General features: G+C 69.3%; 25 protein-coding genes. 5 read left to right on the forward strand and 20 right to left on the reverse strand.

What is annotated here, in order from left to right; all coding sequences use genetic code 11:
- Position 1: 1 nt before the first annotated feature.
- The 5 genes from JE024_RS36245 to JE024_RS36265 form a co-directional block, all read right to left on the reverse strand.
- Positions 2-553: a P-loop NTPase family protein gene (locus tag JE024_RS36245; RefSeq protein ID WP_244883458.1), complete on the reverse strand. Its 552-nt coding sequence runs from the start codon at positions 551-553 to the stop codon at positions 2-4.
- Positions 550-1,635, reverse strand: a complete 1,086-nt coding sequence (locus JE024_RS36250; RefSeq protein WP_205378086.1) for an ATP-binding protein — start codon at positions 1,633-1,635, stop codon at positions 550-552. The genes JE024_RS36245 and JE024_RS36250 overlap by 4 nt, the downstream gene beginning before the upstream one ends.
- Positions 1,632-3,056, reverse strand: coding sequence for a protoporphyrinogen/coproporphyrinogen oxidase (locus JE024_RS36255; RefSeq protein ID WP_205378087.1), 1,425 nt, complete (start codon positions 3,054-3,056; stop codon positions 1,632-1,634). Before JE024_RS36255 ends, JE024_RS36250 begins: the two co-directional genes overlap by 4 nt.
- Positions 3,057-3,257: 201 nt before the next feature.
- Positions 3,258-3,512 (reverse strand): hypothetical protein, encoded by a 255-nt coding sequence (locus JE024_RS36260; RefSeq protein WP_205378088.1) that lies wholly within the window; start codon positions 3,510-3,512, stop codon positions 3,258-3,260.
- A 64-nt stretch (positions 3,513-3,576) separates the two neighbouring features.
- A complete protein-coding gene (locus JE024_RS36265) occupies positions 3,577-4,761 on the reverse strand; it encodes a helix-turn-helix domain-containing protein (protein WP_205378089.1) in 1,185 nt (394 codons plus the stop codon).
- 120 nt (positions 4,762-4,881) lie between these two features.
- Here JE024_RS36265 and JE024_RS36270 point away from each other — a divergent pair, with 120 nt between their 5' ends.
- Positions 4,882-5,436, forward strand: coding sequence for a flavoprotein (locus JE024_RS36270; RefSeq protein WP_205378090.1), 555 nt, complete (start codon positions 4,882-4,884; stop codon positions 5,434-5,436).
- Between the two features lie 117 nt (positions 5,437-5,553).
- Here JE024_RS36270 and JE024_RS36275 read toward each other — a convergent pair whose 3' ends face one another.
- Positions 5,554-5,793, reverse strand: a complete 240-nt coding sequence (locus tag JE024_RS36275; protein WP_205378554.1) for a peptide deformylase — start codon at positions 5,791-5,793, stop codon at positions 5,554-5,556.
- A 91-nt stretch (positions 5,794-5,884) separates the two neighbouring features.
- On the reverse strand, positions 5,885-6,391 hold the full coding sequence (locus tag JE024_RS36280; RefSeq protein WP_205378091.1) for a P-loop nucleotide/nucleoside kinase family protein: 507 nt from the start codon (positions 6,389-6,391) through the stop codon (positions 5,885-5,887).
- Between the two features lie 56 nt (positions 6,392-6,447).
- On the opposite strand from JE024_RS36280, the gene JE024_RS41450 reads away from it, so the two are divergent.
- From JE024_RS41450 to JE024_RS36295, 4 genes are all read left to right on the forward strand, one after another.
- A complete protein-coding gene (locus JE024_RS41450) occupies positions 6,448-6,813 on the forward strand; it encodes a class I SAM-dependent methyltransferase (RefSeq protein ID WP_244883462.1) in 366 nt (121 codons plus the stop codon).
- 32 nt (positions 6,814-6,845) lie between these two features.
- Positions 6,846-7,352, forward strand: a complete 507-nt coding sequence (locus tag JE024_RS41455; RefSeq protein WP_372449912.1) for an FkbM family methyltransferase — start codon at positions 6,846-6,848, stop codon at positions 7,350-7,352.
- 82 nt (positions 7,353-7,434) lie between these two features.
- On the forward strand, positions 7,435-9,117 hold the full coding sequence (locus JE024_RS36290) for an ISAzo13 family transposase (RefSeq protein ID WP_244883465.1): 1,683 nt from the start codon (positions 7,435-7,437) through the stop codon (positions 9,115-9,117).
- A gap of 86 nt (positions 9,118-9,203) precedes the next feature.
- A protein-coding gene (locus JE024_RS36295) for an IS5 family transposase (protein ID WP_205378093.1) occupies positions 9,204-10,024 on the forward strand; the annotation gives its coding sequence in 2 pieces (ribosomal slippage) (positions 9,204-9,546 and positions 9,546-10,024; 822 coding nt in all).
- Here the strand turns inward: JE024_RS36295 and JE024_RS36300 are convergent.
- From JE024_RS36300 to JE024_RS36360, 13 genes are all read right to left on the reverse strand, one after another.
- Complete coding sequence (locus JE024_RS36300) at positions 10,021-10,377, reverse strand: MazG-like family protein (RefSeq protein ID WP_205378094.1); 357 nt, start codon at positions 10,375-10,377, stop codon at positions 10,021-10,023. The two genes, JE024_RS36295 and JE024_RS36300, sit on opposite strands and share 4 nt — an antisense overlap.
- 80 nt (positions 10,378-10,457) lie before the next feature.
- The gene (locus JE024_RS36305; protein WP_280521593.1) at positions 10,458-10,979 is read right to left on the reverse strand and encodes a methyltransferase domain-containing protein; all 522 of its coding nucleotides are present in this window, start codon (positions 10,977-10,979) and stop codon (positions 10,458-10,460) included.
- A gap of 270 nt (positions 10,980-11,249) precedes the next feature.
- The gene (locus JE024_RS36310) at positions 11,250-13,190 is read right to left on the reverse strand and encodes an ATP-binding cassette domain-containing protein (RefSeq protein WP_205378096.1); all 1,941 of its coding nucleotides are present in this window, start codon (positions 13,188-13,190) and stop codon (positions 11,250-11,252) included.
- 71 nt (positions 13,191-13,261) lie between these two features.
- Complete coding sequence (locus tag JE024_RS36315; RefSeq protein ID WP_205378097.1) at positions 13,262-14,011, reverse strand: hypothetical protein; 750 nt, start codon at positions 14,009-14,011, stop codon at positions 13,262-13,264.
- Positions 14,012-15,147: 1,136 nt separating this feature from the next.
- Entirely contained in the window at positions 15,148-15,651 is a 504-nt protein-coding gene (locus JE024_RS36320; protein ID WP_205378098.1) for a LuxR C-terminal-related transcriptional regulator, read from the reverse strand.
- Between the two features lie 39 nt (positions 15,652-15,690).
- Entirely contained in the window at positions 15,691-16,470 is a 780-nt protein-coding gene (locus JE024_RS36325; protein WP_205378099.1) for a hypothetical protein, read from the reverse strand.
- An 11-nt stretch (positions 16,471-16,481) separates the two neighbouring features.
- Complete coding sequence (locus tag JE024_RS36330) at positions 16,482-17,801, reverse strand: acyl-CoA dehydrogenase family protein (protein ID WP_205378100.1); 1,320 nt, start codon at positions 17,799-17,801, stop codon at positions 16,482-16,484.
- A gap of 51 nt (positions 17,802-17,852) precedes the next feature.
- A complete protein-coding gene (locus JE024_RS36335) occupies positions 17,853-18,380 on the reverse strand; it encodes a GAF domain-containing protein (protein WP_205378101.1) in 528 nt (175 codons plus the stop codon).
- Positions 18,377-18,991 (reverse strand): GTP-binding protein, encoded by a 615-nt coding sequence (locus tag JE024_RS36340; protein WP_205378102.1) that lies wholly within the window; start codon positions 18,989-18,991, stop codon positions 18,377-18,379. The genes JE024_RS36335 and JE024_RS36340 overlap by 4 nt, the downstream gene beginning before the upstream one ends.
- Complete coding sequence (locus tag JE024_RS36345; protein ID WP_205378103.1) at positions 18,969-19,334, reverse strand: DUF742 domain-containing protein; 366 nt, start codon at positions 19,332-19,334, stop codon at positions 18,969-18,971. The genes JE024_RS36340 and JE024_RS36345 overlap by 23 nt, the downstream gene beginning before the upstream one ends.
- Before the next feature lies 1 nt (position 19,335).
- The gene (locus JE024_RS36350) at positions 19,336-19,791 is read right to left on the reverse strand and encodes a roadblock/LC7 domain-containing protein (RefSeq protein ID WP_205378104.1); all 456 of its coding nucleotides are present in this window, start codon (positions 19,789-19,791) and stop codon (positions 19,336-19,338) included.
- Positions 19,792-19,805: 14 nt separating this feature from the next.
- The gene (locus tag JE024_RS36355) at positions 19,806-21,251 is read right to left on the reverse strand and encodes an ATP-binding protein (protein WP_205378105.1); all 1,446 of its coding nucleotides are present in this window, start codon (positions 21,249-21,251) and stop codon (positions 19,806-19,808) included.
- A 183-nt stretch (positions 21,252-21,434) separates the two neighbouring features.
- On the reverse strand, positions 21,435-22,355 hold the full coding sequence (locus JE024_RS36360; RefSeq protein ID WP_205378106.1) for a Scr1 family TA system antitoxin-like transcriptional regulator: 921 nt from the start codon (positions 22,353-22,355) through the stop codon (positions 21,435-21,437).
- Positions 22,356-22,496: the final 141 nt, after the last annotated feature.

A 22,496-nucleotide genomic window follows, 5' to 3' on the forward strand; every position in this document is an offset into this window, starting at 1 on the left:
CTCACGCCTCCTTCGGGGCGAGAAGACCGAGGGACCGCAGTCGGCCGGTGATGGCGTGGGGACGGTTGAGGTGGACGACGGGCTGGCCGTCGGCCTGGTCCGGGTGGAGACGTTCGGCCCAGCGGCGGCGGTGCCGGCGGTGGTGGGCTGGGCCCCACCACAGGATCGAGTCGCGGGCGAGCAGGTGGCTGAAGGTTTCCCGGTTCCCGGCGAACAGCTCCTGCCGGGTGCCAGCCCGCCGGAGCGAGCGGTGGATCAGCCGGGGCAGGCAGACCCTCAGCGGCAGGTCGAGCCAGATGACGAGTTCGGCGCGAGCCAGCAGCGTCTCGCCGACTTCACCGCCGTAGTTCCCGTCGGCGATCCAGATGTCCGAGGCCAAGGCGTCTCGGACGCGGGCGTGGAAGAGCTCCGGGCCCACAGGGGTCCACCTCGGTCCCCAGAACAGCTCATCCAGGTCGAGGTGGGGCAGGCCGGTGTGGGCCGCGATGGCGGCGGCGAGAGTGGACTTCCCGGAGGCCACTGGGCCGACCAGCGCGATGCGCTTGGGTATCACGGAAGCCTCCTCGCGACGGCATCAGCGAGCCGTTCCAGCAGGTGAGGAGTGTGCACTCCGGCGGTCACTTGCATCACCGGCACCCGGGCAACCAGGTCGTCCATGACGTCGGCGGCCTGCCGGGCCAGTTCGCCCTCGGAACGGGTGCGGTCGGCGAACCACGGGTGCAGCCAGTCCTCGTCGTGCGGGGTACAGCACACGGCGGCGAGCGCAGCGCGAGCCGCCGCCGCGCCAGGGAAAGCGACGCTGATGTCCCGGTCGTCGTCATAGAGCCGCGGGAGCACGACGAGCCGCAGCGGGGCGCTTTCCCTCACACGGACGGCGAAGGCGCCAGCGAAGTCGTGCGGGGTCCACGAAACTTTGCGGGACGTGCCGAAGTCGGTCGGCAGCACGCTGTGCGGCGGCAGGCTGCTGTTCGGGGCCAGCGCCGACAGGGTGCCGCCGGCGATGCGGACCGAGATCGGTACCCCGACCAATTTCGCGGCCAACTCGGTGACCAGTACGCGGTCAGACCCGACGAGGTCGGCGCGACGGTGAGCGGCCAGGGCTGTGATCAGGGTGGTCTTGCCGGCCCCGGATGGGCCGGCGATCAGTACCCCGTGGTCGTCGACCGTGGCGGCTGCGGCGTGGAAGGCGGTCCAGCCGCGGTGTTCGGCGCAGCGCAGGACGACCTCGCGGATCACCCGCAGGGCGTACCGCTCTCCGCGGTCGGTCCCTGGGTGCAGCACGATGTGCAGACGGCCCGTCGTGTCGCGGGCGTACAGGTGGTCTGCCGGCAGGTGCGAGGCGGGGTCGGGCTTCCACCAGCGGACCTGCCCGAGCCGTGAGTCGAGGTACGGCTCGCCGCGGAACGGCAACACCTCCAGCGACTGTGCATCGGCCAGACGGGCCCCGTGGCCGCGAAAGAGGTCTTCGCTGTGGTGGATGCGTATTTGCGTGAGCTGCCCGCACAGCGGTGCCGTCGATTTCTCGGGGGAGAAGTTCTGCAGGTGGATGCTCTGGTCAGGGTGGAAGGTCTCGTCGGTACGGACGTCGAAGCGGTGCCCGGCGAAGGCGACCGTCCCGTTGCTGCGGCCGCTCACCTCTGTCCCCCTGTTGCCGCCATGGCGTCGGGTGCCTGAATGAGGAGTTCTTCAGTGGTGCCGTGCACCAGGCGTCGGGCGATGTCGATGCCCATCTTCACCGCGTGGTCCATGTTGCCGATCTCGTAGCGCCATGTCCCGAACCGGCCTCGTGGGTAAATCCCTTGGGACTCCATCCACGGCACCACTGTGGCCAGGGCCTCATCACGGTCGAGGGTGGGTATCGGGTAGGCGTAGTCGATCAGTTCCAGGTGGGTACTGGCCAGCGGCGCGTCCTCGGGCACGAGGCCGTGGCGCCGCAGGGCCTGGTCGCAGTCGAGTATGAGCTGGCGGTGTTCCAGCGGGGTCCCCGGCAGCGTGGAGGTCTCGGTCATCCACGCGCTGAATGTCGTTGTGTCGGCGCCGGGGACGTTGGCAGGGGCGTACTTGCTGAAGTTCGTGGCCCGGTAGAACGGCACCTCAGGCTGGGGGAAGTACAGCCAGGACCGTTCGTCGGTGGTCGGGGCTTCGTAGCCGAGGCCGACCATGGCCACCGTGGTGTGCTGCAGCCGTCCGGCTGCCGCTCGCACCGCCTCCGGGGCGCAGGCCGTGATGGCGGAGAGCTGGTCAAGGGGACCGGTGGCCACCAGGTGGTCGAAGCCGATGAGGTCGCCGTCGGAGAGCGTGACAGTGCGGGCGGCCGGGTCGACGGCGACTGCGCGGACTGACGTCCGCAGGCCCGCGTCGAGCCGTGCGGCCAGGCGGCGCCAGATCTCTCCGGTGCCGCCGCGGGCGGGGAAGGCGAAGGTGGCGTTGGGTCCCCACCGGCGGGCCGGCGGGGCGGTCCCCGAGAAGGCAGCCAGGATTTCACCGGGATCGACCGGGGCGACGCGTTCGGCGACCCAGGACGAGGCCATCTGCTCAGGATGCGTCGCCCAGACCTTGGAGTTGTACGGGCCGAAGAACCGCTCCACCAGGCCCGATCCGTACATCGCCTGCAGCCACGTGGCGAAGTCCATACCCGCGGCCATCCCCTCCTCGCGCCGTTGGCAGGCGCTAAGAAGATCGTGCACACACGCCTCGGCGTCCTCGGCCGGGAGGCGGTGGAGGTACTGCTGGAAGGGGTAGGGCACCCACCGGTCGCGGAAGCGGATGTAGGACGACCGGTCGTGATGCAGCAGCTCGTCGGGGGTGAACAGCTCGGCAAGTAACCGGTCGAACTCGCCGAAGTGGGAGAAGACCACGTGCCCGCCCAGGTCCCAGGTGAAGCCGGCCGGATCGACCACGGACGAGGCAAGTCCGCCGGGCAGAGGGGCAGCCTCCAGCAGCGTCCAGGAACGGTGACCCAGCCGCTTCAACTCGTCCGCACAGGCCAGGCCACAAGGGCCGGCGCCGAGAATGACAATCCTCTCGGAGGGTAAGGCGTGCGGTGAATCGGGCATGAAGCCTCCTTCGATCGGCAGACGGTAAAGCTGTGACCCGCGTCCGGCGGGCAGCGGTGACAGAACGGGGGCGGGGTGACCCCATCGACGATGCACGGGACGCGGCGGGGTCACCCTGCTCAGGGTCGGCTTCGACCGCGAGGGGTTGGTGCAAGAGCGCGGGCCGCCGACAGGGTCCGGCCGGCGCAAGCTGGAGGTGCCTCAGGTCGCCGGCCCCTCGATGTCCGAGTCCACGTGTGCGTTGTGGATGTGGAAGTAGGCCACCTCCATCTGCTCCTCGAAGCCCTTGCCGTGCACGAGCGCCTGGAACATTGTCGCGCTGACGAACCGGCAGTAGTCGCAGGTCTCCCCACCAGCGGGTCCCTCGCGGCGCGCCATGGCCGCACGGGCCTGCTCCACTGCTTCGGGAGACAGCCCGTCCAACAATTCCTCGGTCAGGTCCGTGTCATCGCTCACGCCGCCATCGTGGCCACTAAGGACCCTGGAAACTCTTTCACTTGAGCGAGAGTCCCAGCGGCCCCTACATGCCGATCCAGCCCGCCATGTTCCGCAACGGCTCCGGCGTCCGGCGGGAGAGGTGAACGAGCCCGCGGATCGTCTCCCTGGCACCAGGGTGATAGCGGGTCTGCTCCGGCGCAGCCCGCCGCGCCGCCCAGAGCGACCTCAACGACGCCTCCGCTTTGCCCAGTTCCATCTCGACGCGGGCCCGGTCGATGAAGAAGTGCGCGCGGCGGGACGTCGCGATCGAGGCCGGCAGCTTGATCGCCTTGGCTTGCCGCAGTGCCTCGTCATACTGACGCATCTCCATCGCCACAGTCATCTCGTGCAAGGCCACGTTCACCGGACCGAAATTGAGCCAGTGCACCTTGCTGGCGTCTCCGACCCGCCCCGCGTACTCGCGGGCCCGTGCGATGTGGTCGGCGGCCGCGCTAGCGTTCTCCGCCCGCGCGGCAAGCACGGAGCCGCCCAGGTGAAGCTGGCCGGCGACGGTGAGGGCTTCGCGGGTCGCGTCGCCCGGAGCAAGCAGCCTGTGGCCGGAGCCGACCAGGCGCAAGCCGATGCCGTACTCCCCTTCGCGGAAGTAGACCAACCCCCGGAAGTACTGCCGCATGGCCGCCAGGCAGGGGTCCGAGGCCCGCTCCGCGGCCCAGCCGAGCCGGTCGAGGGCGACGCTGGCAAGATCGAAGTACCCCAGCTTCACCGTGACGTCGTGCGCGGTGCGGTAGGCGGAACCGAGCGCCTGCCACAGCTCCGTCGTCGGCGAGCGCCAGCACAGGGCGGTCAGCTCCGTGATGACGTCCGGAAGCGCTGCCGCCGCCGCATGCAGGTGGGCGGCGCGGACATGGGCACACAATTCCTCGGCGACGGTGACGAGCTCCTCGGCCGTGCGCGTGGTGACCCGGGGATCGTCGCCGAGGTCGTACAGGTCGAGGGACTCACGGATCGGCCGGATCAGCTCCGCCAGCCGGTCCTCCTGCATCTGCGTCACGTACGGTTGACCCGTCAGCACAGTGACATCGATCCGCAGCGCCCGCGCGACGGCCGCGACGAAGTCCGAGGACGCCGGCCGCGCTCCGCACTCGACCTGGGTGAGCCAGCTATACGAGTACGGAATCCGGTCGGACAGCTCCCGCTGCGTCAGCCCCGCTAGCCTCCGCTGCTCCTTGATCCGCGTACCGGTGTAGTCCCCGTCCCGCGTCGGCATACCGGACTCCCGTCTCTGACTCGTTACTTGGAACGCTACGCGTTGCTCTATGCCGCGACAGGCGGATTCACAAGGGACTCCGCCGAGTTGGTGGGCGCCTGGCTGTGATCGGATAGCCCCATGACCACTCCGACCCTGTACCTGTTCAGCAGCGCGGCCCCGCCTGTCTTCGACGTCGCACGCGTTATCGAGGAGGCGCAGGCCAACGGCTGGGACGTATGCCTCGGTCTCACCCCGACGGCCGCCCGCTGGCTCGCCGACTCGCTCGACGGCCTCGCCGCCCTCACCGGCCACCCCGTCCGCTGGGACTACCGCCTTCCCGGACAGCCGGACGTGTGGCCGAAGCCGGACGCCGTCGTCGTCGCGCCGGCGACCTTCAACACGATCAACCAGTGGGCGCTCGGGATCACGGACAAGTGGCTCGTCGGCGTAGTTGCCGAGGGCATCGGCAAGGGCATCCCCATGGCGATGATGCCGTGCGTGAACCGGGCATACGTTGCACACCCGCAGTTCGAACGCTCGATCGATGCCCTCCGGAGCGCTGGGGTCCGGGTGGTGTACGGCGAAGGTGGCTTCATCGCGAACGAACCGGGCCAGGGAGATCCCGCCACCTACCCGTGGCGGTCTGCCCTGGACGCCGTCGCCGACGTACTCGACCCGACCCCGACCGTTTAACAGGACCTGCTGACCGGCTGGTAAGGCCGCAGAAACCCACAGCAGCGGCACGAATCAGAGGTGTCCGACGGCAAGAACCTTCGGGTGCGGGGCGAGCTCGGTTGACGTCCAGGCGGCCTACTGGTCGTAGGTCCATGCCCGTCCGGCCTGGCGATACTCCTCGACAGGGATGGGTACGACGCCGGCCCGCATCTGTGCGGTGTAGAGCAGGCCGTCCAGGTGGTCGATCTCGTGGTGGACCAGCCGAGCGAGCCCAGGCTCGTAGACGGCGGTCTCCACCCAGCCCTCCAGGGTGACGGTCTCCACGGTGATCCGCAGCGGCCGGGGGACACGGCCGCGGACGCCGAAGAACGACAGGCAGCCTTCCCCGGGTTACCCTCGACGGTCTCCCCGAGGGCTGGGCCACCGAAGCGGCCACCATCACCACCGCCTGGCGCCCGCCTACACCTCAGAACCAGTCTGGGGCCACGATCTCCTCGCCCTCGCCCTGAGGCTCCTCGAACCGGGCGAAGAAGTCGTCCAGCGCTTCCGGCGTCACGACGAGCGCGTTCGCGTCCCCCCGTGCGTTGCGCTCCGCCAGCCGACGCAGCAGCTCGTCACGGGCCACGGGGAAGTACAACAGCCGCCACCGCCCGCCGGCCGACTCCACCAGCGTCTTCATCGCATCACGGTCCTTGCGCGGCCACAGCCCGTGGTCCCACGCCACATCCCGGCCCTCCGCGACCAGCTCGGCCAGCCGCTCGTGCAGCTCGGCGACGACCGGGGCCTCTCTCTCGAAGTAGGTGTTTTCCGCGTAGTCGACGCCGTACCGGCCGTGCCGCTCAAAGACCACCTCGTCCACCGACAGCCGCACCGCCCCTCGAGGCTCCAGCACCCGCTGGGCATAGGTCGTCTTTCCCGATCCGGTGAGCCCCACCAGCAGGAAGACCGTCGGAGCGCCACTCTCGACCACCATCAACTCCCCTCATGCCCGCCGTCGTTCCCGGCCGCCGCCACCCGAAGGATCCGTCCGTGCCCGCCTCCGTCCTCGCCCGCGCTCTGCGCACCTACGTCCGCCACGCCCCCGGCACCCTCGGCAAGGCCCAGATCGTCGACCGCTTCCTCGACGAGCACCTGCGCACCCACCCCGTCCACACCACCGTCCGGCTGCGGTCCGGCGACACGGTCCCCGTCACCACCAGCGACGTCATCCAGCGCCCTGTTCGGCGAGTGGGAGCCGAACCAGTAGGCCTTCCTACGCGACCGGCTCCACCCCGGCGACACTTCATCGACGTCGGCGCCCACCGCAGCGCCTTCAGCCTCCTGGCCTCCCACGCCGTCGGACCCCACGGCCGCGTCGTCGCCATCGAACTTACCCCCGCTTCCACGACGACCTGACCGCCGCAGCCGCCGCCAACCGCCGCACCAACATCCACACCGTCCGCTCCGCCGCCTCCGACACCACCGGAGCCCTGACCTTGTACCTGGAGGACCCCTCCAACTTGGGCCACACCACCGCCATCCGCCCCGCCACGTCCACGCGACCGCCGAGGTCCTCATCGCCCCTGTCCGACCTGATCAGCCGGGCAGACCTCGCCACCACGCGCGTCATCAAGATCGACGTCGAAGGCGCCGAAGCCGCCGCGATCCGCGGACGCCTGCCCGCACTCCCGTACCTGCGCGCCGACGCCGAGCTCGTCGTCGAGGTCACCCCCCGGCTCCGAGCCAAACAGGGCGAGAGCGCCGCCGCAATCATTGCCACCCTTCGCACGCACGGCTTCCACCCCTACACGCTCACCAACGACTACGACCCGGCCACTTACCCCCGGGCCATGCGCGGGCCGCAGCCGCCCATCCGGTGCACCACGACCCCGAAGGACATGACCGACCTGGTCTTCGCCCACACCGACGCCACTAGCCTTCCGCTCGCGCCCTGAGCACCGCTGGCTGTTCTCAGGCCCCTTAGGGCTTGCCGGGAAACAAGTCGTGGCTTCCAGCTGTGGGGCTCGTTGGTCTGGTATGGGGAGACCGGAAGGGATCGAGGCCGTTCTGGCGGTGAAGTTCCAGGTGTTGTTGCCGCATCTGGACGAGCGTCAGCGTCGGCTGGCCATAGGGGCGGAAGCACTGTCGCTGGGGCATGGCGGCATCAAGATCGTCGCCGCTGCAGCCGGGGTCCGGGAGGCCACGGTCTCGCGTGGGGCGGCTGAACTGGACTCCGGTCAGGCCCCGTTGGGGCGGGTGCGCCATCCCGGTGGAGGGCGGAAGAAGGCGGCCGAGCTGGACTCTGGGCTGCGGCCGGCACTGCTGGCGCTGGTCGAGCCCGACGAGCGGGGCGACCCGATGTCGCCGTTGCGCTGGACGACGAAGTCGACCCGGAAGCTGTCGGCGGAGCTCACCCGCCAGGGGCACCGGGTCTCCGCCGACACCGTCGCCGGTCTGCTGCGGGAGGAAGGCTTCAGCCTGCAGGCCAACGCCAAGACCATCGAAGGTGCCCAGCACCCCGACAGGGACGCCCAGTTCCGCTACCTCAACGAGCGGGCACGAGACCACAGGGACGCCGGTGACCCGGTGATCAGCGTGGACAGCAAGAAGAAGGAACTGATCGGCGACTACAGGAACGCCGGGCACGAATGGCAGCCTGCAGGACAACCCGTGAGGGTCAAGACGCACGACTTCCCCGGCCAGGCCGCCAAGGCGATTCCCTACGGAATCTACGATATGACGGCGAACACCGGCTGGGTCAGCATCGGCACCGATCACGACACGGCGGCGTTCGCCGTCGCCTCGATCCGCCGCTGGTGGCAGGCGGTCGGCCAACACGACTACCCCGGCGCCCGCCGGCTGCTGATCACCGCTGACGGTGGCGGCTCCAACGGCTACCGCACCCGGGGTTGGAAGACCCAGCTCGCCGATCTCGCCGCCGAGACCGGCCTTGAGATCACGGTGTGCCACCTTCCGCCCGGCACCTCGAAGTGGAACAAGATCGAGCACCGGCTGTTCTCCCACATCACCATGAACTGGCGAGGCAGGCCCCTGACCAGCCACGAAGTCATGCTCCAGACCATCGCCGCGACCACCAGCCGCACCGGCCTCACCGTCCGGGCCGAACTCGACAGCGGTGAGTACCCCACCGGCATCCGCATCAGCGACGACGAGATCGCCGCCCTGCCCATCACCCGCCACCGCTTCCACGGCGACTGGAACTACACCCTCCACCCCCAGCGACCGACGGACACGGCGACCACCACCAGCACACAAGACGAGACCCTGGCGGACGGACCGGCCCGCCTCACGCAGCGTTCGTTACAGGACCCGCAACTGACCGGGATGACCCGCCAGCAGTTCAACGAACTCATCGACGTACTGACTCCAGCGATGGAGATTCAACGCGAGCAAGTGCTCCGCACCCGCAGGGGCCACGAACGCCTGGTGGCCCCCGGCACAGGCGCCAAACCCAAGCTCACCTCAGCCGACCGAGTCCTGGCCACCGTGCTCCACCTGCGGAAACTCGCGACCATGGACCTCCTGGGCCAGCTCTTCAACACCACCGCCATGACCATCAGCCGCGCAGCGAAAGATGTCCGCCCGCTCCTGGAAGCCCACGGAATTCACATCCCCGCCTCGACCGCCCGCTTCCGCACACCGACTGACATCGAGAGATTCCTCGACCCCGACAAGAACAAGATCAAACCGACGTGTTGATTCCCGGCAAGCCCTTACTGATCGTTTCAGAATGAGTTCAGTGTGAGGGCTTGGCGGTCGGGTCTGGTGGCGGCAGAGTGGTGCGGGTGTCGGATGATCTTGTGCCTGATGACCTGTGGGAACGCGTGGCTCCACTGCTGCCGCCCCGCCCGCCGAGGCGTCATCGCTACCCCGGACGTCTGCCGGTGGACGACCGTGCGGCCCTGCGGGGCATCGTGTACGTGCTGCGCAAGAACGTGAGCTGGAGGGATGTTCCCGCGGAGCGGACCGGCTGCAGCGGGGTGACGGCCTGGCGGCGGCTGCGGGACTGGACAGAGGCCGGCGTCTGGCCCCGACTGCACGAAGTCCTCCTGGCGGAGCTGCGCAAGGCAGGTCTGTTGGACATGGACGACTGCGCGATTGACGGCTCGCACGTCCGGGCCCTGAAGGGGGGGCTCACACCGGACCTTCGCCGGTCGACCGCGCGCGGCCGGGCAGCAAGCACCATCTGATCGTCGACCGGCACGGCACACCCCTCGCCGTGTCGCTGACCGGCGGAAACAGGCACGACGTCACCCAGCTGACGCCGCTGCTGGACGCGATCCCCCGCATCCGAGGACTTCGCGGGAGACCGCGGCACCGGCCGGGCCGGCTGTTCGCCGACCGTGGCTACGACTACGACAAGTACCGGCGCGTCCTGCGGGCCCGCGGCATCACACCGAAGATCGCCCGACGCGGCGTTCCACACGGCTCCGGGCTGGGCAAGACACGCTGGGTCGTCGAGCGGACCTTCGCCTGGCTTCACCAGTTCAAACGACTGCGGATCCGCTACGAGATACGCGCCGACCTCCACCTCGGACTGCTTCAACTCGCCTGCAGCATCATCTGCTTGAGACGCCACGAACCTCATTCTGAAACGATCAGTTAGAGGGGTGGCACGACAGCCTCATCGCCGAGGACCAAGAACCGGGCGGCCTTTCGGGCGAGCAGGGCTTCGAAGAATGCCGGGGCCTCGTCACCGAGCATCCGGTGCAATGCGACGAGACTCGTGATTGCAGTGTCGACGACCTCCTCCTGGACGTGCTCCCAGGTGTGGCTCCGCCCCTTCCGCGGATTGGTGGCCCAGGCGCCGATCACCGCCTGGGCCGACTCGCCCACCTCTTCAGTGAGTTTGAGGACCTGCAGGGTCCACTGCTGCTCAGCGGAAATCCCGCGCGCGGTATCGAGGCGGGTGAAGAGATCGGCGAGTTGGCCGATGGTCTCCCACGGGGAGGGGCTCAAAACGGGCTCCAAGGTCCTGGGGCCGGCGCAGACATAGCGCGACGGTGATTCGGTTTGTGGTCATTGCGCTTTTCAGCTGGTCAGTTCCGGCAGCAGGCCGGGCACAAGGCCGGTAGCGGTTCGTTGCAGTGCAGGACCCCTTTCGCCTTGGTGAAGCCGATGGCCCAGTGGCAGCCGTGCAGGCGCAGCGGCGCGACGAGTCGGCCGCCGACGCACAGGGCGTCGATCCAGGGCAGGTCCCAGGTGTCGACGGTGACCACGATGGCGTCGAATCCGCCCTTCGGCACCACCTTGGAGGGCAGGTGCTCGGCGTCCGCGGTGACCACACTTACCTGGCTGTATCCGGTCTCGTGCAGGAAGCGGACGGCCCTCTCGGTGACGACCGGGTCGATGTCGAGGGTGGTGACGTGACCGGTCGGACCGACGAGTTCGGCGATCAGCGCGGCGTTGTATCCGCCGGAGCCGATCTCCAGGACGCGGTGGCCGGGTTGGATGCGGGCGGCTTCGAGCATGTCGGCTTGTAGCCAGGGCGTCGGAGATGGAGCTCGTGATGGTTCCGTCGTCGCGGTGCCGGGTGGCGACGATGTCGTCGGCGTACGCAGAGGGGAGGGGGACCTCGGGGGCGAAAGCGTGCCGGGGCACGGTTCGGAAGGCGCTCTCGACTGCGGCGGAGCGGATGTGGTTGCTGGCGCGGAGCTGCTCGACGAGCTGGTGGCGAAGCTCGCTCGCGTCGCTGACTTCGGTGGCCGATGAAGTCGTCACGGCATTCCTTCCGGTGTTCGTGAACGGTTGAAGCACGGGGCGCAGGCAGGACCGGTGGGCGGGTCGGTTCACATGCCTGGCGGAGCGGTGGCCTGGCGAGGGCGGGGCGGTCAGGCGGTGTCGCCGCTCATCCGTCGCTGCAGCTCCCACAGTGTGCGGAAAAGTCCAGGCTCCTGAATGAGCTGGGAGTACGTGCCCTCCTGAACGATTCGACCTTCGTCCAGGACCACGATTCGGTCGGCAACGGCCACGTTGGTGAGCCGGTGTGTGATCAGCAGAACGGATCGGTCCTTGGCCAGCTCGCGCAGGCCGGAGAAGATCCGGTGTTCCGCACGGGCGTCGAGGGCGGCTGTGGGCTCGTCCATGACCAGCAGTGCTGCCTGCCTGTGGAAGGCGCGGGTGAGAACGAGGCGCTGCCACTGCCCGCCGGAGAGCTGCTGGCCACCGAACCACTCGCTGGTCAGGAGGGTGTTCAGGCCGGAGCGGAGGCCCGGCAGTATCTCCGCGGCGCCGGATGCCTCGCACGCGGCGAGTAGCGCAGCATCGCTGGTGTCGCCCTGCCCGAACGTGATGTTGTCGCGCATCGTCAGCGGCAGGTACGTGAACTTCTGCGGCACCAGGGCGACATGCTCCCACGCCCTCCACGGATCGAGGTCCGCCGTGGAGACGTGGTCCCAGGCCACATCCCCCTCGGTGGGCAGTAGCAGCCCGCACAAGAGACGCGAAAGGGTGGACTTGCCGGAGCCGTTCTCTCCAACCAGTGCCACGATCTCGCCCCGTTTCACGTGCAGGGAGACGTCGCTCAAGCTGTCCTTGGGGGCACCGTCGTAGCGGTACGTGACGTTGCGAACCTCGAAACGCTGCGGGGCGGAAGCCACCGTCTTGGTGCCACGGGAGTCGGCCATGGCCTGCCCGTGCGCGTTGTCGAGAAAACTCTGCCAGTCCTGCACGTACCAGCCTGTGCGTACCAGGCGGGCCCCGCCGTTGATGATGCCGCGCACCGATCCGGTGGCGGTCTGAAGGGCGAAGACGGCACCGCCGCCGGCCGCCAGGCCCATCCGTCCCGACGCCAGGAGCCACAGGAGAGCCGCCCACACCGCGATCGATGCGATCCCGCCGGCCAAGGCTCCGGCCAGTCCCATCCAGGCACCGGTGTTCGCGGCCTGGCGTTCCGCCGCGTTGACGGAGGCGGCCAGCTTCCGGTATCGGCCGATCAGGAAAGGACCGGCCAAACAGGCCCGCATCTCCTCGCTGGACTCCATGTAGGCCATGTGCCAGCGCAACTTGCCCAGCATCCGTCGCCGCCCCGAGGTCTCCAGGCCGGCGAGGTAGATCACGCGGGCGGAACGGACGTAGGCGGCGGCCTGCGGCAGGCACGCGAGGAAGAGAAGGGGAAGGAGAACCGGATGCAGGACGGTCAGCACGGCTGCACCAGCCGCGAGCGTCGCGGTCGCGGCGAGGACGTCCTGCGCTTCCTCGACGAGGTCAGGGGTGACCTGGGCGCCGCGGTCGGCGATGTCGTAGGCATCGTTGTAGCCGGGCTTGTTGTTGGCGGCCAGTTCCGCGCCGAGCGCGGCCTCGACCATCGTCACCTCCGCGGCCCGGCCGAGTACCGGGCGTAGACGGCCGGTGAGCCAGACGACCGCGATCCCCAACATCGCGCGCAGACCGGTGGCACCGGCGATCACGGCCAGTTGCGGGGCGGCATCCCACAGCCTTTCGGTGATGTCGCCCGAGGAGATCAGCGCGGTGATCGTGCCCGTGACCGCCAAGAGGCCGAGAGCCGCGAGGACGCCGGTCCCGACTTGACACACCAGCAGTCCGATCGTCGCGCCGCGGTCCACACGCCACGCCATCTGTACCGAGCGGTGCACGAGCGAGGGCAGGCGCCGCGCCATGGTGCGGGAGGTCAGCTGGGAGCCGGCCTGGAGCCGTGACTCGTCGCGGTAGAGGTATTCCTCCTCTCGAACACTGGCTTCCTGCGGTTCGTCGTCCGGCGCGGTTCCTTTCGGTGGCTGCGGCGGCTGGTCCTGTGCAATGGCCGAGGTCATCGTTCCCCCTAGGAGGGTCACTGCGGCAGAGTCGTGAGGTCTAACGACACGGCTGCGATATCGAACACACGTCATTCGGTCGTGCTGGAGAGCCCGCTATTTCCTGCGTGAGGGAACCCTGCAGGTGCGGGATCCCTGACGGCGCTTGGAGCAGCTTTGGGCGGAGAATGGCTGAAACGCCGACACCACGGGCTGCGGTGGAGAATCTGCCAGTTCCTGCCGGTCATCCGCTCTTGACCGGGATCCGGTTCGGTCTCCAGCAGCCTTTCCAGCCCTATATCGGCGTGGGCGACCGCGGTCGTCAGGGCTTGGTGCTGGTGGGCGGACATGACGCCGGATCCCAATCCGACTGCGGCGATCACCGCGTTCAGCGAAGGGGGCGAGCCGGCATCCTGGACGGACGCGGCGATGGGGTGGTGCAGTACGTCTCGGGCGGCGTAGGCGTCGAGCCGCGCCACATCGGCGATGGCCTTGGGCATCGTGCCCGCGCACTGCCCGTCGGAGTCCAGCTCAAGGGAGGTCAGGCCCGCACAGGTTTGAAGCGCGGCGGTCGACGGATCGGGGAGGGTGAGGAGCAGGGTGACTTCCTCCAGAGTGGGTTCGAGGTCGGCCCGCGTATCCGGTACGCCGACGGGACCGCAGTGGGCGCCCAGGAGCAGGCCAATGGCGGTTTCCCCGGATTCCGTGGGCTGGGTGGTGTCGATCAGGTCAAGGGCCTGCTGGTTTTGCCCTTGTTCCGCAAGGGCCATGACTTTGATCTGGCAGCTGTCGAGGAGCCGATTGCCGATGCCGCTTTGCCGGGCCATGGCTTCGGCCGCCACCGGCCGATGCATGTGAGGGTGGGGGCACCGTCCGCGAGCAGGGTGACCCACAGCTCCTGGCACCCCTGCCGGTGCTCGGCCTCGGGGCTGGTCACCACGGACAGGTCGACGGTGTGTCCGTCGCTCTCGGTCTTCTCCCGTTGCCACGCAGCGCGGTCGAGGAGGTCGCAGGCGGCCTCGCCTTGGCCGTGCGGTGTCAGTAGCTTGGAGAAGTTGACCAGCGGCATCAGCGACAGGACGCCGATCGGCCCCCTCATGCGTCCGGCGTCGGCGAAGACCTGGTGCTGGCGCCAGCACGGGTCGGTGGCCAGGCCGGGTAGGCCGACGTCGACGGCGATGAGTGCGGGCCGGGACGTTGTCCGTGGCGATCACACCGTCGGGGTCATACACGGTCAGCAATTCCTTCTGTAGGAGCGCATGGCGCTGACGGAAGGGAGTCCACCCGGGGCAGCACGTAGTACCCAGGCCCGCAGGGGCCGTCGCGGTGAGCCACGAGTCGGCTGGCCACTAGGAGCCGACAGGCGCGGGGGATGGTCTGCGGCGGCAGGCCGTGACGTCCGCCCAGCAGACCGGTGGGCAGTGGAGCGCCGGGACGGAAGCGACCGCAGTGGATGCCGTCCCGTACCTCTTGGTCGAATCCCCTGTCCTGCGGGTGCAGCTGCCCAGGCCTCAGCCGGTAACTGCGCCGGCCGCGGTAGGCGACTTCTCCGCCCATCTCCAGGTCGGCCATGGCGGCTCGAACATGTTCGGGTCTGGCCCCGAGCTGCTGGGCCAGCTCCTTCCCGATGGGGAGGACTGTGCCGTACGGGTAGCTGGCCAAGAGCACGCGGAGCTCGGCCAGGAGCTGGTCTCGTTGAAACCGGTGCCGGGCTTCACGCCGGCACGCCATATGCTCGTCCCACTGTGTCCATGCGGCTGTGTCCGCACCGTCGCTGGGCCTCACGACGCCCACTGAGTCATCGCCGGGTAGCAGGCGGCACCCTCGTCGTCGGGCGCGCGGTGGGTGAGCCACTGTCCGTGGGCCCGGACCAGCGCCACGGCTGCCGCGCGAGCGCCGGGCGCCACGATCGTCCCCCTCGCGCGTGCCCGCGAGGGGTGCTGGGGCCGGTGGGGTGTGATGCCGGGAGCCGGGGTGTTCATCGCCCTGCTCCGGCCGGTCCGTTCGGGGGCGGCGGGGTGGTGGTGGTTTCGTCGGTTCCGAGGATGCCGTGGGTGTGGGCCAGGCCGATGAGGTGGGGCACGTTCGCGGCTCCGGCCTGGCGTACGAGGCCGTCGGTCCGGGTGCGCAGGGCTCCTGTGGGGATGCCTGCGGCGCGGGCGATGTCGCCTCGCGGGGAGTGTTCGGCGAGGGCGTGGATGAGCCGCTGCCCTTCGGTGTCCGGCATGAAGGAGTGGCGCAGCGTGAGTTCGGGTGGTGGAACCTGCTTGAGGCGCAGGAGGGTGTGGGCGAGTACGGCGCGGGATGCGCGGGGCGGGCAGTGCAGGCGCAGGCGCATCGTGCTGATGTGGGAGCGCACGGTCTCCAGAGTCAGGTGCTCTTCGCCGGCGATTTCGCTGTTGGAGAGCCCCCACACGATGTGGGCGCCGATCCTTCTTTGAGAGGCGGTGAGCGGAGTGATCAGGGTGGTGCTGCGGGTCATCAGATGTCCAGGTGGGAAGAGGGGCGGAGGACGTTCGGTCTACTGCTCGGGCCGGGCAGTGCGGGGTGCGCTGGGCGCGTTCCAGGCGATGTACACGCCGAAAGAGCGCACAAGGTTGATGGACTGGCTGGCGTTGAAGAGTGCGGACATCGGGGCCGTGCCGTCGGCGATCCGGCGGACAGTCTCGATCTGCCACCCCCGGGGGAGGCGGGTGAGCCCGTCCATGAGGGTCTGTCCTGATGTGTCGGGCGTGGGGCGGCGGGCTTGCGCCGGCTCTGGGAGTGCTCCGGTGGAGGCGGCCGCCTCAGCGAGAGCGACTGCTTCCTGGAGCGTCGGGGGAGCCTGCGGGGGAACGGCGTGCCAGGCGAAGGGGGTGCGCGGGGTCAGCTGTTCCAGGATGGTGTGCTGCCACACGGGGGGCAGTTTCAGAAGGCGGTGGTGGAGGCTGACGGCTTGGGTCGCTCGCTGAGCTCTGTCGGCCAGTGTGGGGGTGTTGTGCGGGTGGTGGCGCAGGGCTGCGGCGTAGTGCGCTTCGGTGCGTAGCTCTTCGATGTGGGACTGCCAGTAGTCGGGGCCGAGGCGGCTGCGGGGCTCGCAGTTCACGCGTCGTCCCATGGCCAGGGTGTGGTGGATCGCGGCCTGGTCATGCGGGGGAAGGGCATGGAACGCGGCGGATCCCTTCCATGCTTCCCAGAGGAAGTGGACGGCGTCACCTGCCGCTTCGGCGACGTCCGTCCATGTCATGGTGTGCCAGTGGTCCAGTGTGCTCAGCGCCGCGGCAACCCGGCCCATGGTGCTGTCGTCGGGGGGAGCGGGCATGTCGGGCAAGGTCACTCCTGCAGGTGGTGCGTGGTGCGTGGTGCGGGCAGACGTCTGATTGCGTGTCGACCGCTGGGGGCGGGTGTCATCGCCGGGGTGCGGGGCGGGCGTCCGGGCCGCGGGCGGGGGTGCGCGAGATGGGGAGGGCAGGCGTCTGATGGGGGGAGAGGACGCTGTGACCATTGGCCTTTGCTCTGGCCGAGTGCGAATTCGGCGAGGCGCAGGAGTTGGATGTCGGATGTGCCCGCGGGGGCGAGGATGTGGTGGGCGTCGCGCAGGTATCGGCTGATGGGTGTGTCGGTCAGCAGGCCGGCTGCGGCGTGGATCTCCATGGCGGCGCGGGCGGAGTCCAGGGCCAGTTCTGTGTTGATGAGTTTGGCGTTCATCAGTTCGGTGTCGCAGGCCGCGCCGGTGTCCAGGAGGTGGGCGGCGTGGTAGGCGGCGAGCCGTGCTGTCATCAGACGGGACTGCATCTGCCCGATCTTGATGGTGATGTTGGGCAGGTGGTGGAGCTGGTTGCCGTAGCGGACGCGTTCGCTGGTGAAGCGGGTGGTCTGTTCCAGGATCGCCTGGTGGATGCCGAGGGCGACTGCGGTGAGGTTGGGGCGCCCGTACAGGACGCTGGAGGAGTAGGCGATGTCGCGGCCGTCTCCTTCGCGGCCGAGGCGGTTGCTGACGGGTATGCGGCAGTCGGTGAAGTGCAGTTCGCCGAAGCTGAATCCGTGGAGTCCCAGGGCTCGCACGGGTGGGGGAAGGGTGAGGCCGGGGCGGTCGGCTTCGACGAGGAAGCCGGTGAGGCCTCGTGAGCCGTCGCCGGTGCGGGCGACGACTCCGTGGAGGTGCCCGATGTGGGAGTTGCCGATATAGATTTTGCGGCCGTTGAGGACGTAGTGGCGGCCCTCGCGGCGTGCGGTCGTCTGCATGCCGAGCACGTGGCTGCCGGCGTCGGGTTCGGTGACGGCGATGGTGGGAAGGCACGTGCCGTCGGCGATCTTGGGGAGCCAGGTCCGCTTCTGCCGTGCGCTGCCGAAGTGGATGATTTTCGCGACACCGAGCTGGGATGCCTGGGCGATGGCGCCCATGGCGCCGCTGACCCGGGACAGTTCCTCGATGATGAGGGTCTTGGCGAGGTGCCCGGCGCCCATGCCGCCGTACGTCGTGTCGACGGTGACGCCGATCCACCCCCGCAGGGCGATGGCTGCCGCCAGCTGTGTCTCGACCGCGCCCGTGTCCTCCATGTCCGCGACCCGTGGGGCGATGTGGGACTCGGCGAAGGCACGGACCTGCGCGCGCAGTTGGTGATGGCGTTCTTCGAGATAGGCGTCGGACATGGGGGCTCCCTCCCTGGTGGCTGCTCGTGGCATGGGGTGGTGCGGGGGTGTCTACGGCTGGATGCCGGCGCGCTGGTGGAGAAAGGCCATGACATGGTCGCGGTGCTGCTTGATGAGGGTCAGGGAGTCCCGGCCGGTGCTCAGGTCGCGTTCCACCGGGCCGACGAAGCACACGGTGCCGAGGACCGTGTCGCCGTGCACCAGTGGGGCGCCGGCGTAGGTGCGGATGCCGATCAGGTCGACGACGGTGTTTCCGGCGAACCGGGGCGAGGAGAACACGTCGGGGAGGACCAGGGCTTTTCTGCGGTCGACGACTTCGGGGCAAAAGCCGTGGTCGAGGGGCATGCTTCGGCCGACGGTCGGCAGGTCGCTGTCCTCCCCGGGGGTGTGGAGCCCGAAGAACTGCTGCTGGTCGCCGAAAATGTTGACCATGGCGTAGGGGACGCCCGCCGCCTGGGCCAGACGCGCGGCGAAGGCATCGAGTTCGGGCGTGGGGCCGGTCAGGCCGAGGGCGTGCAGGAGGGCGTCCTGTGCGGGGTGTGGCGTGCCCGTGTGCGGGGGGTTCGGCAGGTTCGTCATGTGAGGGCTCCAGAAGGGAGGTTGCGGCGTCGCATGCTGTGTTCGACGAGGCGGATCAGTACGGTCATGGCGGACTTGTGGTCGCGGACGTCGCAGGTGAGAACCGGGACGCCGGGGCTGAGGCCAAGCGCTGTGTGCACCTCGGCGGGCGTGTAGCGGAAGGCGTCGTCGAACTCGTTGACGGCGACGACGAACGGTGTCCTCAGTTGTTCGAAATAGCTCACGGCGGCGAAGGAGGCGTCCAGGCGGCGCGTGTCGGCGAGGACGACCGCGCCGACCGCGCCATAAGCCAGGTCGGGCCAGGCGAACCAGAACCGCTCCTGCCCTGGCGTGCCGAACAGGAAAAGAATCATGGGGTGGGGCGGGTCGGCGAACGTGATGCGGCCGAAGTCCAGGGCCACCGTGGTGGTCGTCTTCTCCGCCACGCCGGTCAGGTCGTCGACGCCCTGACCGGCGGCGGTCAGGACTTCCTCGGTCGTCAGCGGCGGAATCTCGCTGAGCGTGGCGACCATCGTCGTCTTGCCGACACCGAAACCGCCGGCCACCACGATCTTCAGCTCCGCCGCCGACAGGAGCGTCGCCCCGGGTTCAGAGGCGGGTGCGTAGGCCATGAAGGAGTGCCTCCAGGAGATGTACGTCGGGATCGGTCCCGGCACCGGCGGGGTTGGCCCGGGCCAGCGCGTCGCAGTCGAGCAGGTCACCGATCAGCACCTTCACCACCTGAACAGGCTGGCGGGAGAGGGCGGCGAGCTCGGCGACGGACCGGGGCGCGCCGCTGCAGTGCAGCAGCAGCGCTTCCTTCTCCGCGCTCGGATGGACGGTGCCGGGGGCGGCCGGCCGGGTGATCAAACATGTGGTGAGCTGCAGTGCATGGGTGGCACGGGTGCGGCCGCCGGTGATCGTGTAGGGGCGGACGTCCCCTAAAGAACCGTCGGCCCATCCCCAGGCCGCCACGTCACAGTCCCAGCCCGCTGAACGAGCTGGGCCGGGCAGCCACGACCAGGTGCTCGTCCAGACCCCGGATGAAGGTCTCCATCTCGTAGCCGACCTGGCCAGGGTTCGCTTCCGGTGTGGCGACGACGGCCAGCACCGTGTTCACCGCGGACCGGTTGGTGAACTCGGCACCGGCGCTCATCACGAAGAGGCTGCCGCCGTCGTGCTCGACCACGACCTGCCGGATACCGCCGGGCTCATCGATGAACTGCTGGCGTCCCAGCGAGTAGAGCCCGGACGTAGCGGCCGCGAGCGTGTCAGCGTTGGCCAGCTGCTCACTGACGGCCAGTTTCAGGCCGTCTCCGGAGGCAAGAAGGGCGCCGACAGTCCCGGGCACTTTGCGAAGGAGCGCGTCGAGCAGCCCGCCGAGCTGGTGACGGGCGGGGTGGACGTGGGGAGCAGAGTCGTCGGAAGCCATGTGTTTCCTCCAGGTCAGGGGTGGGTGGGGGAGTGGGGCGCGGTCGGGCCGGCAGGGGGCGCCTGTCCGGTCTCGGTGGGCTTGCGGGAGCGGAAGCTCGCCATCAGGCCACCGGTGGCACGCCCCGCCGGTGCAGGCGCCGTCAGGGGAGGGGTGCGTTGTTCGGCGTCGCCCCGCCGTGGCAGCTGCGGCCGGCCGGAGTCCTGCGGTAGGGACTCCGTTGCGCTGTCGTGCGCCGTGCCCGGTCGGATACGTCGGGGGAGCTCGGCGGTATCGTCCGCGCCCGGCAGCGTGTGGGCCCGGCGCATGGGACCGGGCGGCGTGGGCGCTGTCCGGTGCGGGTTCTGCGCGGGCTGCCTCGGCTGACTGTCCTGCTCGACGGGGACAAGCAGTCCGGTCGGGATCACGACGACGGCCTGGGTGCCGCCGACGATGTTGGGCCCGAGCCGGATCGCGATCTTGTGCCGTCGCGCGAGAAGGGCGGCGACCAGGAGGCCGATCTGACCGTCACGCAAACGGGTTCGTAGGTCCGCGCTCTCGGGCTGGGCCAGCAGCCGGTTCAGCGACTCCCGCTTGTGCTGCGTCATGCCCGTTCCCCGGTCGAGCACCTCAACAGCTATGCCGCCCTCGGTCCGGAGGACGTGCACTTCCACGCGGTCGTTCGAGAAGCCGGTCGCGTTCTCCATCAGGGCAGCCAGCAGATGAACCACGCTCGGACTCACATAGCCCGGCAGCGCGGCGGACGCATGCTGAGAGGGCGCCACGCGGACGCGCTGGTACTCGGGAATCTCCTGCACAGCCCGCCGGATCACCGTGGCCAGCAGCACCGGCGCACTGTCACGGGGAGGAAAACTGCCGCCCAGGACGGCAAGGCTCTCGACCTCACGCCGGATCTGGGTCAGCAGATGATCGACCCGGAACAGCTCAGCCATCAACTCCGGATCCTCAACGTCCCGTTCGACATCGGAGATGACGGTGAGACTGCGATTGACCAGACTCTGCAGACGCGGAGCGATCGACGTGAAAACTTCCGCGAGCTCCGCCTGCGCATAGAGCTGCCGCTGTTGCCGCTGCTGCCGAGTCGCGACCGACACCACCGCCCGCCACGCCTCACCGAAGGCCGCCTCCAGGTCACCAGCAGCATCCCCGCGCGCGACCCCGCCACCAGGCGCGGCCGGCATCGGCCCACCGGGAAACTGCGTGACCCCTCGTTCGGCCTGATCCACCGCCCAGCGCACCTGCGCACGGCCCCTGCCGATGGCGGCTCTGACGTCGTCCAGAGCCCGGAGTGCGGCGTCCCGCTCACGGCGGACGTCCGCCACATGGATCAGGTTGCGACGGGCTCGACCTGCCTTCGCCGCGGCCCACCAGAGCGAAGCGGCGGTCGCACCGGCCGCTGCTGCGATGCTGAGCGCGGTGGGAAGCACCTCGACGCCATCGAGGAGCCAGCCCCCGGTCACCGCAGCTCCGGTGCACGCGCTCGCTCGGAACGTGGGCGGAAGGGGCGCCTTCCCGCTGGCATGCGCGCGATGCCGCCGCGTCGCCCCAGACGGGGCCGGGGCGTCAGACATCGCACCGCTCCCGCCAGGCGCAACCCTGAGGCATGACAGCGGCCGTAGCGTGCTCGACGGCAACGGCGACGCTCATGAGGTCCTCCGCTCCATGCCCTCGGCCGCGCTCACAAGCGCCTCGTACGTCGCCTCACGGCTCCACGCGGCACCAGCAGCCTCCTGCAGCGCGGCACTGACAACCTCTGCCGGGCCGAAGCCAGTCTCGTAGCAGGGAAACAGGCCGATCCGCACCACCATGCGGTGCCCGTCAATGGCCACCTCGGCAACCGGGCCGACCGCATGAATGAAGCGCACAGCACACAGCGGCAGGATGCGGACCGTCACGCTCGCCCCCGTAGGGCGCTCCCGGTCCACGAGCTCGGCCAGATGCCGGAGCTGGCCGGCCACCGTCGCAGGGTGAGTGCCACGCCCCCGCGCCAGAACGGTCTCGTCCAGCAGCACAGTCCACCGCTGACCGGGGAATCTCGACACCTGCTGCACCCACGCCGGCAGCCCGGGAACCGGCTCATCCCGCGAGACACGCACCTCCGGTTCCAGCAACACCTGCTGGTACTCCCGCGTACGCAGACCAGCGGGCACCACCGTGCAGTACTGGACGACCTCGCTCGCCGAGCGCATCAAACTGATGTGACGGGCCGCCGCCTCGTCACCAGCCATGTCCGCCCACTGGTCGTACGCGGCAAGACGGCAGCCGCCCCGCACGTGACGCCCACCGCGCTCGAAGTCCTGCGGGGGCAGACTCCGCACCAAGAAGTCCAACTCGTCGTCCGCCACACCGTAGCGACGTAACAGCACGGTTAGCGCGTCCGCACGAATGGGAGAGTGGGCCCGCTCCCACCTGTCGATGGCAGACGCGGACACCTGAACGGTGCGGGCCGCGTCCTCCAGCCCGATGCCGCGAGCCTCGCGCAGGCATCTCAAGTAGAGGCCCGTCATGATCCGGGCAGGCGCCTGCGGCACCTCGGCCGGTGGCGACGGAACAGCGTGAAGCATGGTCAAGAGATCCTTGTATGGGTAGTTGAACCGCGCCTGGACGACGCAGGGAAGGGACGACGTTCAGTCGTGCGTCGCCGGCGTGGCCATCGAGCGAGCGACGCGGAGCCGGCCGTGCAGCCGGGCGGCCCTGCCAGCGCA

Source organism: Streptomyces zhihengii, from assembly GCF_016919245.1.
Taxonomy (GTDB): domain Bacteria; phylum Actinomycetota; class Actinomycetes; order Streptomycetales; family Streptomycetaceae; genus Streptomyces; species Streptomyces zhihengii.

Coding starts and splice junctions, on each gene's coding strand:
- JE024_RS36280 (WP_205378091.1), bottom strand. CDS start 6,391: ATGGTGGTCGAGAGTGGCGCTCCGACGGTCTTCCTGCTGGTGGGGCTC.
- JE024_RS36340 (WP_205378102.1), bottom strand. CDS start 18,991: ATGGCCTACGCACCCGCCTCTGAACCCGGGGCGACGCTCCTGTCGGCG.
- JE024_RS36335 (WP_205378101.1), bottom strand. CDS start 18,380: ATGACGAACCTGCCGAACCCCCCGCACACGGGCACGCCACACCCCGCA.
- JE024_RS36290 (WP_244883465.1), top strand. CDS start 7,435: ATGGGGAGACCGGAAGGGATCGAGGCCGTTCTGGCGGTGAAGTTCCAG.
- JE024_RS36330 (WP_205378100.1), bottom strand. CDS start 17,801: ATGTCCGACGCCTATCTCGAAGAACGCCATCACCAACTGCGCGCGCAG.
- JE024_RS36270 (WP_205378090.1), top strand. CDS start 4,882: ATGACCACTCCGACCCTGTACCTGTTCAGCAGCGCGGCCCCGCCTGTC.
- JE024_RS36360 (WP_205378106.1), bottom strand. CDS start 22,355: ATGCTTCACGCTGTTCCGTCGCCACCGGCCGAGGTGCCGCAGGCGCCT.
- JE024_RS36320 (WP_205378098.1), bottom strand. CDS start 15,651: ATGACCCGCAGCACCACCCTGATCACTCCGCTCACCGCCTCTCAAAGA.
- JE024_RS36350 (WP_205378104.1), bottom strand. CDS start 19,791: ATGGCTTCCGACGACTCTGCTCCCCACGTCCACCCCGCCCGTCACCAG.
- JE024_RS36310 (WP_205378096.1), bottom strand. CDS start 13,190: ATGACCTCGGCCATTGCACAGGACCAGCCGCCGCAGCCACCGAAAGGA.
- JE024_RS36265 (WP_205378089.1), bottom strand. CDS start 4,761: ATGCCGACGCGGGACGGGGACTACACCGGTACGCGGATCAAGGAGCAG.
- JE024_RS36255 (WP_205378087.1), bottom strand. CDS start 3,056: ATGCCCGATTCACCGCACGCCTTACCCTCCGAGAGGATTGTCATTCTC.
- JE024_RS36325 (WP_205378099.1), bottom strand. CDS start 16,470: ATGCCCGCTCCCCCCGACGACAGCACCATGGGCCGGGTTGCCGCGGCG.